General features: G+C 72.3%; 12 protein-coding genes and 1 tRNA gene. 3 read left to right on the forward strand and 10 right to left on the reverse strand.

Going from position 1 to position 14,411, the window contains the following annotated elements; all coding sequences use genetic code 11:
- Positions 1–492 precede the first annotated feature (492 nt).
- Both AB0K25_RS15590 and AB0K25_RS15595 read right to left on the reverse strand, forming a co-directional pair.
- Positions 493–2,355 (reverse strand): hypothetical protein, encoded by a 1,863-nt coding sequence (locus AB0K25_RS15590; RefSeq protein WP_363820700.1) that lies wholly within the window; start codon positions 2,353–2,355, stop codon positions 493–495.
- A gap of 1,054 nt (positions 2,356–3,409) precedes the next feature.
- Positions 3,410–3,483, reverse strand: a tRNA-Thr gene (locus tag AB0K25_RS15595).
- 112 nt (positions 3,484–3,595) lie between these two features.
- On the opposite strand from AB0K25_RS15595, the gene AB0K25_RS15600 reads away from it, so the two are divergent.
- The gene (locus AB0K25_RS15600; RefSeq protein WP_308290985.1) at positions 3,596–5,455 is read left to right on the forward strand and encodes a metallophosphoesterase; all 1,860 of its coding nucleotides are present in this window, start codon (positions 3,596–3,598) and stop codon (positions 5,453–5,455) included.
- Between the two features lie 115 nt (positions 5,456–5,570).
- Here AB0K25_RS15600 and AB0K25_RS15605 read toward each other — a convergent pair whose 3' ends face one another.
- On the reverse strand, positions 5,571–6,050 hold the full coding sequence (locus tag AB0K25_RS15605; protein ID WP_219466002.1) for a MarR family transcriptional regulator: 480 nt from the start codon (positions 6,048–6,050) through the stop codon (positions 5,571–5,573).
- Between the two features lie 62 nt (positions 6,051–6,112).
- Between AB0K25_RS15605 and AB0K25_RS15610 the strand changes: the two genes are divergently transcribed.
- Positions 6,113–6,481 (forward strand): VOC family protein, encoded by a 369-nt coding sequence (locus tag AB0K25_RS15610; protein WP_219466000.1) that lies wholly within the window; start codon positions 6,113–6,115, stop codon positions 6,479–6,481.
- Between the two features lie 58 nt (positions 6,482–6,539).
- Here AB0K25_RS15610 and ricT read toward each other — a convergent pair whose 3' ends face one another.
- The 6 genes from ricT to tmk form a co-directional block, all read right to left on the reverse strand.
- Positions 6,540–7,400 carry a regulatory iron-sulfur-containing complex subunit RicT gene (gene ricT, locus AB0K25_RS15615; RefSeq protein WP_219465998.1) on the reverse strand — a complete coding sequence of 287 codons (861 nt, stop codon included), beginning with the start codon at positions 7,398–7,400 and terminating at the stop codon, positions 6,540–6,542.
- Positions 7,401–7,481: 81 nt separating this feature from the next.
- Positions 7,482–8,141: a hypothetical protein gene (locus AB0K25_RS15620; RefSeq protein ID WP_357533097.1), complete on the reverse strand. Its 660-nt coding sequence runs from the start codon at positions 8,139–8,141 to the stop codon at positions 7,482–7,484.
- Positions 8,141–8,446: a hypothetical protein gene (locus AB0K25_RS15625; protein ID WP_219465995.1), complete on the reverse strand. Its 306-nt coding sequence runs from the start codon at positions 8,444–8,446 to the stop codon at positions 8,141–8,143. Before AB0K25_RS15625 ends, AB0K25_RS15620 begins: the two co-directional genes overlap by 1 nt.
- A gap of 1 nt (position 8,447) precedes the next feature.
- Positions 8,448–8,777 carry a YbaB/EbfC family nucleoid-associated protein gene (locus tag AB0K25_RS15630; RefSeq protein ID WP_219465994.1) on the reverse strand — a complete coding sequence of 110 codons (330 nt, stop codon included), beginning with the start codon at positions 8,775–8,777 and terminating at the stop codon, positions 8,448–8,450.
- A gap of 107 nt (positions 8,778–8,884) precedes the next feature.
- Complete coding sequence (locus tag AB0K25_RS15635) at positions 8,885–10,168, reverse strand: DNA polymerase III subunit delta' (RefSeq protein WP_208565568.1); 1,284 nt, start codon at positions 10,166–10,168, stop codon at positions 8,885–8,887.
- Positions 10,168–12,270 carry a dTMP kinase gene (gene tmk, locus AB0K25_RS15640; RefSeq protein WP_357533094.1) on the reverse strand — a complete coding sequence of 701 codons (2,103 nt, stop codon included), beginning with the start codon at positions 12,268–12,270 and terminating at the stop codon, positions 10,168–10,170. The genes AB0K25_RS15635 and tmk overlap by 1 nt, the downstream gene beginning before the upstream one ends.
- Positions 12,271–12,559: 289 nt before the next feature.
- Here tmk and AB0K25_RS15645 point away from each other — a divergent pair, with 289 nt between their 5' ends.
- The gene (locus AB0K25_RS15645; RefSeq protein ID WP_357533092.1) at positions 12,560–13,768 is read left to right on the forward strand and encodes an amino acid deaminase/aldolase; all 1,209 of its coding nucleotides are present in this window, start codon (positions 12,560–12,562) and stop codon (positions 13,766–13,768) included.
- Between the two features lie 59 nt (positions 13,769–13,827).
- Here AB0K25_RS15645 and AB0K25_RS15650 read toward each other — a convergent pair whose 3' ends face one another.
- Positions 13,828–14,403, reverse strand: a complete 576-nt coding sequence (locus AB0K25_RS15650) for a TetR/AcrR family transcriptional regulator (RefSeq protein ID WP_208565565.1) — start codon at positions 14,401–14,403, stop codon at positions 13,828–13,830.
- Positions 14,404–14,411 lie beyond the last annotated feature (8 nt).

A 14,411-nucleotide genomic window follows, 5' to 3' on the forward strand; every position in this document is an offset into this window, starting at 1 on the left:
TCCTCGGTGGCGCCGCAGGCGGTCAGGGCGAACAGAACGGTGACAGCGGGCAGCAGCAGAAGACGACGTGCGGGCATATTCGGACCCCTATGGATCGTGGCGATCGTTGCTTACATCCGGGTACATGCGATCCACCGCCCGCAGGTTGCCGCCCCCAGAACTCTTTCTCAGAATTTTCCCGGCGACCCGTACGCCCCGGGCCGGAACCGTGGCCTACCCCCGCTCGCGCAGCGTCCGATCGTCAACCAGGAGCCCGTCGCCCAGCCCGGCCATCCGGGCCCAGAACCGCAGCGAGCGCAGCTTCCCGAGCAGATCCGGGCCGGCATACGGGGGCCCGAGCGCGCCCGGAGGCAAAGACAGCGGGGTCCACCCGCGCGAGTCCGGCTCACCGCTGAGCCCGCCGGCCGCGAGCACCTCGACCGGCCGGGCGGCGGCTGCCCGGTGCCAGCCGAGCAGCAGCGGCGTGCCGGCGTGGTAGGCCGACGACGCCGGTCACCGTGGCTCACCCCACGGTCCCCGGCGCAGCTGCGGCCCGTACACCTGCTGGGGCTGGTTGGCGGGTGCCGCTCCCCAGCCCGGTAGGACCTGCCCGGCGATCTGGTGCGGGCTGGTCCTCCGGGCCGCCAGCGGCTGTGGCCACGACACGGTCACCTGGCTGGGCTGCCGACTGGCCGGGATGACCGCCTCGACGGCATCGGGCAAGGGTTCCAGTTCGACCGGTGTCATCGACACCCGGGGAAGCGTGATGATCGCCGGATCGACCTCGACCGCCTGCACGACCGAGCACCGGCCCTCGGCCTTGACCAGGATCATCGCGTATTCGGGCAGGTCCTGGAGCACCTGCGGCTCAACGGTGTACTCATACACCCGCTGAACCGATCGGGCGTCGCTCCAATTGGTGCCCTTTGCGAGTGATTCGGTCTGGCTCCAATTCCGGGTCTTGCTCCAGTTGGCACCGCGCTGACTACTGAACGTCAGTGCGCTGCGGCTGGTGGCGGAGGAGCCGCCCTCGGTCTCCGACTCGGAGTACGTATCGGCGAGCGTGTGTGTGTCGTTGCCGCCCAGAGTACGAGTGAGCTGGCTGAGCACGAACCGGTGTCCCTTGCCAATGAAGTCCGCGGCCTGGGTCGCCTCCTGGTGATTGTCGAGCCGCATCAGCGCGACCTCGCCGCCGCCGATGGTGCGCAGCGACTCCTCCCGCAGATGGCCGAAGAACAGCACGAGCCGGATGCCCCGGCGCTCACAGAGAGTGCTGAGCATCTCGATCGAACGGTGATGCACCTCGTCCGCACCGATGATCACCAAGGAACCCGTCGGAGCGGACTCGCGCAGCACCCGTCGTGCCAACCACTGCACCAGCAGGTCCTTGAGCAACTCGTTCTGGGCGTTACGACCGCCGCTGTCGGCGATCAGACAGGTCAGATCGGCGTTCCCGGCGTCGCCCGGCTCGGCACCCATCACCTCCAACGGATGCAGCAATGCCTCGATGCGGCGCAGCTGCTGGTACATCTGCCGACGGCTGCCGCCCGACCGGAGGTCGAGCAGTCGGGCGGTCTCCTGCGGAGTGAGCGCGTCCTGCACCGGCCGATCGGTAAGCACCCGCAGCGCGGCCAGCAGCCGAGCCATGCCGAGATTCGGTGCCAGCACACCGCACAGCTCGCGCAGCAGCATCGAGTCCTGCGACCGGTCGGCCCGGCTGGGCCCCTGCGCATCGCCGTACATCGCCTCTACCAGGCAATCGACCAGCTCGTCCGGTTTCAGCCCACCGACCAGATCGAGTTGGGCGAGCTGGGACGGCAGCCGGTACTCCTGCACGGTGCGGTCGGTCGTGACGCCGAGCTGCATGAGTTCGCCGCAGAGCGCCTCACCGGTGAAGTCGACCAGGGTCATGCCGCCACGGGTGGCGAGCAACGATCCACCGAACACGGTCAACACCGCTTCCCAGCCATACATCGTGCCCCCGATGATGTCGACCCGTCGGGTACTCGCTGCCGGAGTGACGGCCGACCACTCGCACATGGCGTCGACCTTCCGCCGTTGCTGCATGTCGTGCCTCCGGCGTCGCCCGTCCCACGCGGCGTACGCCTGGTGGTACTCGTGCTGGGCCTGCTGCCGGGCGGTCTCGATCGAACTGCGCGCGATCAAGGGCGCCATTCCGGCGATCACCGCCCCGCCGATGCCGCCGATGCTCACGAGGGTGGCCAGGAAGCTGTACACCCAACCGCCGCCGTCGTCGTCGCTGCCGGCGCTGCCCATGGACACGACACCGCCGCAGCACACCAGCAGGCCGGCCAGGCCGAAGCCCACGCAGATCGAGATCAGGATCCCCTTCGTGGCCCACCGTTCGGCCCGCATCAGTCGCTCGTACAGGTGAGCCGGTACCCGACGGGGTGGTGGCGGCGGTTCGGGATAGCGGCGCAGGTAGAGGTTCCGATCGTTGAAGATCCATCCCAGGCGTTCGCCAGGGGTAGCGAGCTGCGGCAACGGATCAGAATACGAAACAATTTCGGCCATCGCTGCGGCTGCTGCTTTCCGAGGGAGGATGCTGACTGGTGGAGAAGTCAATCAAGGACCAAACGAATTGAAAAGGGGCACCGGCTTTGCCGCACGTGTCGTCGGCGGATCCGCAGCGCCCAGGAGCGCGGCGAGTTCGACTGACGGTTACCGTTCGACCGAATGTCGACCGGAAGCGATGCCCTCGGTTTTCACCATATCGTCGGCCATAGCAGCAGGCACAGTTCCGGCTGCCAGGCGGGGGGATGAGGCGCATAGACAGGCGTCAGCTCGCGACCGTGGTCACGGCGCTGCTGGCGGTGCTGTTGGCGCTCGGCGCAGCGAACGGTGATGGCCAACGCGGCGAGCAGCACCTGGTCGACGGCTCGCTCCCTCGTCCGGCGCAATCAGCAGCCCGAGATGCGGCTGCCCGCGAGGCGCTGACTACAGTGCCGGGGCACCGGCCGGCTGGACCGCGACCCGGAGCGGCCCCACACCTTCACCGGGAATGGCTTCGAGAACAGGCAGAGACCGGCGACCATGCGCCCCGGGCTGCGGGGGGGGACCGGCGTGAAGCCGCAGCAGCGAATCGATGGGTGGCTGGTTTCCGGGGGAGGCGAAACGGACCGGAAGATACAGGGATCTGACGATCACCGGTAGGCGTTTGCGGGGGATTCAGGGGCGATTCACAACCGTATCGACGAAGATGCGGCCCTGGCCAGCGCTGATACCGACCGGGGCCACTGCAGTCTGCGGGTTGCCCGGTGGGGAAGAAGACCTTCTCGACCTGGTGCTCCGGCACGAGCCCGCACCGGCATCCAGCCGCCTCGCCGGCGGGGTTTCGGGGGCGGTTCGACACTACATCGATGATAATGCGGCCCTGACCAGCGAACTCGCCGATCAGGGCCGCTCTCTGAGCCGCCTGACGGAATCGAACCGTCGACCTACGCATTACGAGTGCGTCGCTCTAGCCGACTGAGCTAAGGCGGCAACGATCATCGAGTATACGGTACGGTCCCCGACGGAACCGAGAGGGTTCCGGCGTCGGGTGACCCGGACATCATGGGACATCGGTGTCGTGCGGGACGACTAGGCTGCTCCGGTGAGCGACGACCACGTCACCCCCGACGGCCACGCCACTCCCGACGGCCCCACCACCCCCGACGGCGGTGGACAGAGCGTCGACGACCGTGCTTCGGCCGGTCCCGCCCCCGTCGACGCCCCGGCGGACCGCGCCGCACCGCACCCGACCGTCGATCCGGACGCCGAGCACGCTCCCGGTGAGCGGGCCGTCCGCAGGCCACGGGGCACCGATCCGGTGGAGCTGGGTTTCACTCCCCGTAAGCCGGTCCCCTGGCTCGCGCCGTTCCTGTTGATCAGCACCGGCATCCGTACCCTGCTGGCGATGCTCTTCGGGGCGTACCTCGACAAACGGGAGTTGCAGAACGCGCTCGACGCGCGGATCGGCGCGCAGGTCGGCCCGGACGGTGGGCTGTGGCTGGACTACGTGGCCGACCTGGGCGACGGCTTCGACGCCACCTACTCGGTGGCGTACCTGCTGGCCCAGCCGGAGCTGACGGTCGACGGGCACCGGCTGCCCCGGGCGCAGACCCTGGTGATGGGGGGCGACCAGGTCTACCCGTCGGCGGCCTACGAGGCGTACGAGGACCGGTGCAAGGGGCCGTACCAGGCGGCGCTGCCGGTGGCCCCGCCGCAGCGGCCGACGCTGTTCGCCGTGCCCGGCAATCATGACTGGTACGACGGGCTGACCGCGTTCCTGCGGCTGTTCGTCCGCTCCCGGGACCGCAACTTCGGCGGCTGGGGCACCGGCCAGTCCCGGTCGTACTTCGCGGTGGAACTGCCGGCCGGGTGGTGGCTGCTCGGCCTCGACGACCAGTCGGGGTCCTACCTGGACGACCCGCAGCTGTCGTACTTCGACGAGGTGGCCCGCCGGCTCGGCCCCGACTCCCGGGTGATCCTGGCGGTGCCGGCACCGACCTGGGTGAAGTCCGTCGACCATCCCACCGCGTACGACTCGATCGACTACTTCGTCCGGACGATCATCGCGCCCACCGGCGCGCACGTGCGGCTGCTGGTCTCCGGCGACCTGCACCACTACGCCCGGTACGCCGGCCCGGAACGACAGTTGATCACCTGCGGCGGGGGCGGCGCGTACCTGTACCCGACGCACACCCTGCCCGAGCGGATCGAGGTGCCCCCGAAGGACACCCTGTCCCGCCGGGCCAGCCGCACCCGGGCGTACGACCTGGTGGCCCGGTTCCCCGACGCGGCCCGCTCCCGCCGCTACGGCTGGGGGATCTTCCACCGGCTGCCCCGGCGCAACCCGGGTTTCGGGACCCTGCTCGGCACCCTGCACACGCTGCTGATGCTCGCCATGGCCGGGGTCGCGGCCAACCGGACCGGCACCGAGCAGCGGCTGCTCAGCGTCCCGCTGGTGATCATGTTGGCGGTGACGCTGCTCAGCGCGGCGTTCTTCGCCCAGCCGCCCAGCGCCAGCGGGAAACGGCACGTCCGGCACTGGCTGCTCGGCATCGGTCACGGGCTGGCGCACGTGGCGCTCGCGGTCGCCGGCACCTGGGTCTGGCTGCACCTGCCGTTCTACCACTGGCCGTGGCCGCTGCCGGCAGTCGCCGCCGCCGTGGTCTACGGCCCGGTGATCGGGCTGGTCGCCACCCAGGTGGTGGCCGCATACCTGCTGGTGGCGGGCACCTTCGGGGTCAACGTCAACGAACTCTTCGCCGGGCAGGGCATCGAGGACTCGAAGTCGTTCCTGCGGATGCGCATCGACCCGGACGGCACGCTGACCGTCTATCCGATCGCCGTCGACCGGGTCTGCCACGACTGGCAGCTCAACCCCGACCAGTCCCCCACCGCCTCCTGGCTGACCCCCCGCACTCCGCTGACCCCCCACCTGGCCGAACCCCCGATCACCCTCACCTGACTCCCCACCCACCACGCGCCACCCGCCGGCCCGCCGCCCTCCCCCCGCCCGCCCGCCGATGTTGATCAAGAGGTTTGCGTCACCAGGCGCGATCAAACTGACGTAAACCTCTTGATCAACCCCGATCAGAGGGGGGTGGAGGCGGAGCGGGCGGGGAGGTCAGGGAGTGGATCATGGATTTGAGGGCGTGGAAGGCGGTTGAGCGTTCGGCCCCGGTCATGCCGGAGAGCATTCTGACCTCGACCGAGCGGACGGCGGCGGTCGCCTGGTCCAGGCTGCGTCGACCGCTCGGCGTAAGCCGCGCGGGCAGCGCCTTGCCCACGGGAGCCTCGGCGGGCCTGGTCACGTAGCCCTCCCGTTCCAGGTTCTGGAGCAGGACGTTCATCGTCTGCCGGGTCACGAACGCCCCCCGCGCGAGCTCGGAGTTCGACAGGCCCGGTCGCTGCGCCAGCAGTTCGAGGCAGGCGTAGTGCGTCACACCCATCCCGAGCGGGCGGAGCACCTCCTCCATCGCCGCCCGCAGGGCGCTCGACGCCTCTTTCAGCAGGTAGCCCAGGGACGTGTTCAGGTCGATGCCGGCATCACCTTGACTCATGTCAGGATTCTGACATAGGTTGAGCCGTGTCAGGAACCTGACATGAAAGAAGGAGTACCACCATGCCCGTCACCGGCCCCGACTTCATCTCGCTCCAGGCACGCGACCTCGCCGCCTCACAGGCGTTCTACGAGCACTATCTCGGCCTCATCCGCTCGCCGGCCGGGCCCCCGCACGCCGTCGTCTTCGCGACCAAGCCGATCGCGTTCGCCCTGCGCGACGTCGTCACCGGCACCGATCTCGACTCCGTCGCCCAGCCCGGCATCGGTGCCGCGATCTGGCTACACGCCACGGACGTGCAGGCCATCCACGACGCGCTCGTCACCGACGGGCACACCATCGTCTCCGCACCTGTCGACGGCCCCTTCGGCCGGACGTTCACCTTCGCCGACCCCGACGGCTACCAGGTCACCCTGCACGACCGCGCCTGAGGTGCCGGCCCTGGCGGTAAGCGGCCCGGGCACACGCACGGGGCGCGGGGCACGTCGATCAGCGCGTCGCCGCCTCCGGGCCGGACAGGTCACGGCTCTCGTAGGCGCTGCGGGACCCGCAGACGTCGGCACGGGAACACATGGAGCGCGAGCCGTCGGCGTCCAACCGGACGGTCACCGCGTCCCGGGGGACGCTGTGGCCGACCACCCGGCCCTCCCCCTCGGGTGTGGTGACCCGGCTGCCGACCGCCGGGGCGGACTCGGTGAACCTGGCATAGAGCGGGTGCTCGTACTTGAGGCAGCACATCAGCCGGCCACAGGCCCCGGAGATCCGCAGCGGGTTCAACGGGAGGTCCTGGTCCTTGGCCATCCGGATGGTCACCGGCTCGAAGTCGTTGAGGAAGGTGGCGCAGCACAGGTCCCGGCCGCAGGAGCCGATGCCACCCTGCACCCGGGCGGAGTCACGGGCGGAGAGCTGCCGCAGCTCCACCCGGCAGTGCAGGGTCGCACCCAGGTCCCGGACCAGGGAGCGGAAGTCCACCCGGTGCGGGGCGGTGAAGTAGACCGTCGTCCGGTCCCCGGTGCCCTCGGTGGCGGCGAGGACGTGGTCCACCGCGACCACCTTCATCGGCAGGCCGTGCTCCCGGATCAGCCGCTTCGCCGCCACCTTCGCCTCCGCCTTACGCCGCCGCAGCAACTCGTCGCGGCGCAGGTCGTCGTCGCCGGCCAGCCCGACCAGCTTCGGGAAACCGTCGGTCTCCTCGGTGACCCACTGCGCCGCCCAGACGCACTCCGCCACCTCGGGGCCGTCGTCGGTGGGGACGAGCACCCGGTCACCGACCTGCGGACGGAACTCCCCCGGGTCGAGGTAGTAGAGCCGCCCGTACCGGTTGAAGCTGACCGCGCAGAGCATGCCCATGACATCAGCCTACGACGGATCGGCGGGACCCGGTCGGGTGCGGCGGGCGGGCATCCCGCCGGGGAGTCGACCCGGTCACGGTCAGCCGATCCGCAGCGGGCCGCCGTGGTACGACGGACCGCCGGCCGACCGCCAGGTCGACTCGGCCAGGCTGGGTGACCACTGGCGCAGTAGCGTCTCCGCCCCGTCGTAGGCCACCCCGAGCACCGCGAGCACCCGGGTGGCGATCTCGGCCGCCGCCCCGGACCCGACGGCGGGCCCGGCACCGGAGGCGGTCGCCGCCCGGACCCGGACCGCCTCGGTGGAGCCGAGCACCTCGGCCAGCACCCGGGCCACCGCCAACCGGCTGCCCTCCACCCAGTCGGCCAACGCGTCGGCGTAACCGGCGGTGGACTCCAAGCGGCCCACCAGGCTCTCCGGCCCCTCGTCCAGATGGCGCAGCAGGGCGGTACGGGCCTCGTCGTAGGACGACCCGGCCGGGCCGGACCAGATCCCCGGGTCGGTGAGGGCGGCGCACGCGTCGTCGTACCCCCGGATGAGCCGGCGCACGGCGTGGCCGGCGGTCGCCAGTGGCGCGGGGTGCAGGTCGAGGAAGGCGCGCAGGGCCTCCCCCGGCAGCAGCTGCATCCGGCGCAGCAACGGCCAGACGGGGTGCCCCTCGGGGGCCCCGGCGGCGAGCAGCGTGTCGACCCGGGCGAGCAGGTCGAGACCCGGCTCGGCGAGGCGGTCCAGCGGGTCCATCACGCCTCCCCGCCCAGCCGGCGGCGGGCGGCGTCGTCGGCGGTGGCGTAGCGGTCGGCGGCGCTGCGGACGGCCGACGCGGCGGCGGCCAACCGGGCGGCGGCGGCACCCGCCTCGCGGGCCCGGCAGTCGGTGGCGGCGGTCCACTGCCGGTGCAGGGCCCGTCCGACCTCACCGGGACGACCGGCGGCGTGCGCACCGAACGCCGGATGCGGCGGGTCACTCACCGTGACCGTGCGGGAGAGCGCGGCGAGGGTGGCGCTGGCCTCGTCGAGGCGGGCAGCGAGGGCGCGCAGGGCGTCCACCTCAGGCCCCCGCGAGCGGGCGGTAGGCGGTGAAGGTCTCGTTGTGCAGCTTCTCCCGGGCCCACTGGGCGGCGTCGGCGGCGGCCGTGACGACGGCCTGCACCGAACCGGCCACGTCCCGGGGGTGGCGGTTGTGCAGCGGCCCGAGGAAACGCACGTCGGTGATCCGGCCCCCGGCGGTCACCACCACCTCGACCAGCCCGTCGGGCGAGCGGACGGTCACCTCGACGGTGTCGACCGCCCGGTCGAACTCGGCCTGGAGGGACTCGATCCGGCGGTACCGCCGCACCGCCTCCTCGATCCACGCCTCGTCGATCTCGCCGCGCGGCATCCGATCTCCCCCCAGGTAGACCTCACCCTGCGTGCCACCACGATCACTGCGGCCCACCGGGACCGTACCGCACCCCGTCAACACGTGTCGATGGGCGGAAACGGGGGTCAGCCGCGCCAGAGGGAGAGCATCATCGCCTCCACGGCGATGCGGGGTTTCACGTTCGCCTCGATCGCCGCCCGGCACTCCAGCACCGCCTCCAACCGGCGCAGCGAGCCCTCGGGGGCCCATTTCTGCCCACCCGCCTCGGCCAACGTCGCGGTGTCGGTGTGCACCGGGGCGACCGGCGCGCGCAACGCCGAGGTGAGCGCGTCCCGGTAGAAACCGGCCAGGTCCACCAGGGCCCGGTCCAGGGCGTCCCGCTGGGCCCGGGTGGCCCGGGACTTCTGCCGCTTCTCCAGGTCCTTGAGCTGGCCGGCGGAGCCACGGGTCGCGCCCGCCGCGCCCCGGCCGGTGCCGCCCGCGCCCAGCGCGGTCTGCAACGCGGCCCGCTCGGCCGCATCGGATTCCGCCACCGAAGCCGCCGCCTCCGCCTCGGCCGCCTCGATCAGCGCCGACGCCGCGTCGAGCGCGGTGCCCACCCCGGTCAGCCGGCGCGGCACCGCCAGCACCGCGTCCCGGCGCTGGCGTGCCTCGGGATCGCGGGCCAACCGTCGGGCCCGCCCCACGTGCCCCTGCGCGGCGGCGGCGGCCCACTGCGCCACGTCGGGCGTGACGCCGTCCCGCCGGACCAGCACCTCGGCGACCGCCGCCGCCGAGGGCTGCCGCAGCGGTACGACCCGACAGCGCGACCGGATCGTCACCGAGACGTCCTCCGGGTGGGTGGACGGGGCGCAGAGCAGGAAGACCGTGCGGGGCGGTGGCTCCTCGACCGCCTTGAGCAACGCGTTGCCGGCCGCCTCGGTGAGCCGGTCGGCGTCCTCGATGATCACCACCTGCCAGCGTCCGCCGGACGGGGTGCTCGCCGCCCGCAGCACCAGGGCGCGCATCTCGCCGACGCCGATGGAGAGCCCTTCGGGGGCCACCAGCCGGACGTCGGCGTGGGTGCCGGTGAGCGTGGTGTGGCAGCCGGGGCAGCTGCCGCAGCCGGTGCCGTGCACGCACTGGAGGGCGGCGGCGAAGGCGCGGGCGGCCACCGAGCGACCCGAGCCGGGCGGGCCGGTGAAGATCCAGGCGTGGGTCATCCCGGCCGCCGGATCGACGGGCGGGGGGGTCCCCCCGGCGGTGGCCCCCTCGTCGGCCTCGGCCAGGGCGGCCAGGTCGTCGTCCGGGTCACCGGTGGGGGTGGGCAGGTGGGCGGTGCGCAGCACGGCGGCGGCCGACGCGGCGGCCCGGCGCAGGGTGTCGACCGCGTCGGCCTGACCGACCAGGTCGGCGAAGACGTCCGACATCAGGTGCGGTGCTCCATCCCCACCAGCTCAGAGTCGGATAACTCGGGCTGCACCGAGGTGTCCGGCCCGTGCGCCGGGCGGGGGTGCACGATGCCGGCCGGGTCCACCAGCAGCTCCTGCACCCGGCGGGCGACCAGGCGGGCGATCTCGTCGACCGGGCGGGCCGCGTCGAGCACCAGGTAACGCTTCGGGTCGTTGGCCGCGAGGTCGAGGAAGGCGTACCGGACCCGCTCGTGGAAGGCGACCGACTCCGCCTCCAGCCGGTCGGTCCCCCGGTTGCGGGCCGCCGCCCGGGACAGGCCGGTGCGCGGGTCGACGTCGAGCAGCACCACCAGGTCGGGCTTGAGCCCGCCGGTGGCCCACGAGGAGAGCCAGGAGACCTCGTCGACCGGCAGCGTACGACCGGCGCCCTGGTAGGCCAGGGACGAGTCGACGTACCGGTCGCTGATCACCACCGCACCCCGGATCAGGGCGGGCCGGACCACGGTGGCGACGTGGTGGGCCCGGTCGGCGGCGTACAGCAGCGCCTCGGCGCGCGGGGACGGCGCGTCCGCGCCGGAGTCCTCCAGCACCAGGGCCCGGATCCGCTCACCCACGGCCGTGGCACCCGGCTCGCGGGTCACCACCACGTCGCGGCCCTGCTCACGCAGGCGGGTGGCGAGCGTTTCCAGCTGGGTGGACTTACCGGCCCCCTCGCCGCCCTCGAAGACCACGAAGAGCCCGTTGGAGACGAACGGCTCGGCCGGCATCAGTGGCCGGCCGCGCATCGAACCCCACAGGTCGGCCAGGACCGGCACGCCCTTCTTGTCGTCCATCTGGCCGAACGCGCTGATCCCGGCGAAGATGCCGGCCAGGCCGGCGGCGAGCAGCAGCAGTCGGGTGGACGAGACCGAGATGCCGAGGTCGGCGATGGTCAGCTGGCGTGAGCCGCCGACCCCGACCAGCAGGCTGCTCAGCGCGATGGCCAGGATCAGCACCAGCCGGGTGCCGATCTGCACCACGGCGAAGACCCGGCCGCGTACCTCGTCGGCGACCTCGCCGCCGAGCAGCGTGGTGCCGGCGAGGAAGGCCATGCCGGCGCCCGCGCCGACCATGATCGCGCCGAGGATGGCCATCGACAGGTGGATGGCGAAGGCCAGCACCAGCACGGACGCGCTGGCCAGCACGATGCTCATGCCGAACCAGCGGCGGCGGGACATGTCCCGCACGATCATCGGGCCGAGCCCGATGCCGACCGCCAGCCCGATGAAGATCGCGCCGAACAGCATGTAGAAGGCGGCGTCGCCGGCGCCCAGCGAGGCGGCGAAGAACTTGGCGGTGCCGATCACGATGCCGCCGCCGGCGAACGCGCCGAAGATCCCCAGCACCAGGCCCCGGACCAGCGGGGTCTGGCCGATGAACTTCCAGCCCTCGGTGAACTGGCTGAACATGCCCTGCTCGGCGCGCTCACCCCGCTCCCGGGCCTGGGCCTGGCTGATCTCCTTGATGCCGAAGGCCACCACCAGCGCGGTGGCCAGCCGGGAGAAGGCGTTGAACCAGAGGGCGAGCTGGGCCGGCTCGGCCCAGCCGGGCATCTCCCCGCCGGTGATCCCCCGCACGCTGCGGTCCAGCACCGCCAGTCCGATCGCGGCGGCGACCGGGGTCAGGCCGTACGTGGTGATCAGGGTGAGCTGGTTGGCCGTCTCCAGCCGGGCGCGCGGGATGAGGTTGGGGACCGCGGCCTCCTTGGCCGGAATCCAGAGCAGGGTGATCGACTCGATGAGGAAGGTGGCGATCGCCGCCCAGGTGACGACCACGCCGCCCCGGACGCCGAGCAGCGCGACCAGCGGGATCGAGGCGAAGAGCACGAACCGCAGCAGGTCGCAGATGACCATCGTCCAGCGCCTGTCGAACCGGTCGGCGAGCACGCCGGCCACCGGCCCGAGCACCAGCGCCGGGAGCAGCCGGATCGCGATCACGCCACCGAACACGGCGCCCTGGGCGGTGCTGCCGGACACCTGCGCGGCGGCGAAGACCGAGGTGGCGAGCAGGCCGAGCCAGTCGCCGAAGGAGGCCGCGCCGAGGACGATCCAGAGCCGCCGGAACGGCCTGATGCGCAGCACGGAACGGATCGCCGCCGCACCGGACCGGTCGGTCGGGGCGGTGCCGCCGGGCGGTGGGCCGGATGACGACGCGCCGGACGACTCGCCGTGCTGCTGGCTTTCGATGGCCGTACCTCCACGTGCCGGCCCAACGCTGGGCAGTCCCGGTGGAACACTCTAGACCCGGTGGGGGCCTCCCCACCGGCGACATTCTCCTGCTCGCCGAGCCTAGGCCGCGAACGCCACCGACCGCAGCCCGGTAGGACGTGAGGGTATTTCGCATTGCCGTCCGGACAGTTAGCGTGCATTCGTGGCCATCGACAGCGACACCCTGCGCGAACGCCTCGACAAGGCGACCGCCCACCTCGACCCGCCCTACGCCGTGGTGGACCTCACCGCCTACGACGCCAACGCCGCCGCGCTGGCCGCCCGCAGCGCGGGCAAACCGGTCCGCGCCGCCAGCAAGTCGATCCGGGCCCGCGACCTGCTCACCCGGGCGCTGCGGCAACCCGGCTGGTCCGGTGTGATGGCGTTCACCGTTCCCGAGGCGAACTGGCTGGTCCGCTCCGGTGTCACCGACGACGCGCTGGTGGCGTACCCGAGCGCCGACCGGGGGGCGCTCGCCGAGCTGGCCGCCGACCCGCAGCTCGTCGCGGCGGTCACCCTCATGATCGACAGCACCGAGCAACTGGACCTGATCGACGTCGTGTGCCCACCGGGCAGCCGCCCCGAGCTGCGGGTCTGCCTCGACCTGGACGCCTCCTGGCGACCGCTGCGCGGGCGGGTGCACGTCGGAGTACGCCGCTCGCCGGTGCACAGCGCCCGGGCGGCCGGCGCGCTGGCCGCCGCCGTCGCCCGCCGACCCGGCTTCCGGCTGGTCGGCCTGATGTCGTACGAGGCACAGATCGCCGGCCTCGGGGACGCCCCGCCCGGACAGGCCGCGCTCAGCGCCGCGATCCGGATCGCCCAGCGCGGGTCGTACCGGGAGCTGCTGGCCCGCCGGGGTGCGGCGGTCGCCGCCGTCCGGGAACACGCCGACCTGGAGTTCGTCAACGGCGGCGGCACCGGCAGCGTGGCCGCCACCAGCGCCGACCCCGCGGTCACCGAGGTCACCGCCGGATCGGGGCTGTACGGGCCGACGCTGTTCGACGCCTACCGGGCCTGGCGGCCGACCCCGGCGGCGTTCTTCGCCTGCACGGTGGTCCGCCGGCCGACGCCGGAGATCGCCACCGTGCTGGGCGGGGGCTGGATCGCCTCCGGACCCGCCGCCACGAGCCGGCTGCCCCGGCCGTGGCTGCCGGCCGGGCTGGCGCTGGTCGGCAGCGAGGGCGCGGGCGAGGTACAGACCCCGCTGACCGGTGCCGCCGCAGCCGGGCTGCGGATCGGCGACCGGGTGTGGTTCCGGCACGCCAAGGCGGGTGAACTCTGCGAGCGGGTCAACGAGCTGCACCTGGTCGACGGCGACACGGTCGTCGCCACGGTGCCCACCTACCGGGGGGAGGGCCACGCCTTCCTCTGACCGTCGCGCGCCCCTCGCCCGACGCCGGGCCGTTCCCCGGTCCGCGGCGGGCGGGGCGGTCAGGGCTGGGCGACGGGCGGGGTGGGGGCCTCGACGTGCCGGTGCAGGTATTCGCGGATGAGCGCCTTGGCCTCGGCCAGGACCCGCTCGTCGCCCTCCTGCTTGCGGCGGAACGCCAGCTTGATCAGGGCGTCCGCGGCCTCGACGGCGATCTCCAGGCAGAACCGCAGGCGCGGCTCGTCGACCATGCCGAACCGTTCGGTGAGCACCCGGGCCAACTGGTCGGCGATCACGCCGTTGTTGTCCCGCTGCTCGTCGAGCAGGTGCAGGTCGACGACGTCGCCGAAGTGCAGGGTGCGGAACCCCGGGACGGTGCGGTGCATCGAGATGTACTCGTCGATGCCCGCGTCGACGCCGTCCCACCAGTGGGTCAGGTCGTCGGAGGCGAACCGCTCGTCGAGGCGCTGGAGGTAGGACTCCATGGTGCGCAGGGTCAACGCCTGCACGATCGCCCGCTTGTCCGGGAAGAACTGGTAGACCGACCCGATCGCCACCTCGGCCCGCTCGGCGAGCAACGTGGTGGTCAACCCCTCGTACCCCACCTCGTCGACGAGTTCGGCACAGGCGTCCAACATCCGTTGGA

This window comes from Micromonospora sp. NPDC049257 (genome assembly GCF_040678915.1).
In the GTDB taxonomy this organism is placed as follows: Bacteria; Actinomycetota; Actinomycetes; order Mycobacteriales; family Micromonosporaceae; genus Micromonospora; species Micromonospora antibiotica.

Bases quoted from the DNA above. Each gene is read 5' to 3' on its own strand.
- AB0K25_RS15605 (WP_219466002.1), bottom strand. From the start codon at position 6,050: ATGAGTCAAGGTGATGCCGGCATCGACCTGAACACGTCCCTGGGCTAC.
- AB0K25_RS15620 (WP_357533097.1), bottom strand. From the start codon at position 8,141: ATGGACCCGCTGGACCGCCTCGCCGAGCCGGGTCTCGACCTGCTCGCC.
- AB0K25_RS15630 (WP_219465994.1), bottom strand. From the start codon at position 8,777: ATGCCGCGCGGCGAGATCGACGAGGCGTGGATCGAGGAGGCGGTGCGG.
- AB0K25_RS15635 (WP_208565568.1), bottom strand. From the start codon at position 10,168: ATGTCGGACGTCTTCGCCGACCTGGTCGGTCAGGCCGACGCGGTCGAC.
- AB0K25_RS15590 (WP_363820700.1), bottom strand. From the start codon at position 2,355: ATGCGGGCCGAACGGTGGGCCACGAAGGGGATCCTGATCTCGATCTGC.
- ricT (WP_219465998.1), bottom strand. From the start codon at position 7,400: ATGGGCATGCTCTGCGCGGTCAGCTTCAACCGGTACGGGCGGCTCTAC.
- AB0K25_RS15610 (WP_219466000.1), top strand. From the start codon at position 6,113: ATGCCCGTCACCGGCCCCGACTTCATCTCGCTCCAGGCACGCGACCTC.
- AB0K25_RS15650 (WP_208565565.1), bottom strand. From the start codon at position 14,403: ATGTTGGACGCCTGTGCCGAACTCGTCGACGAGGTGGGGTACGAGGGG.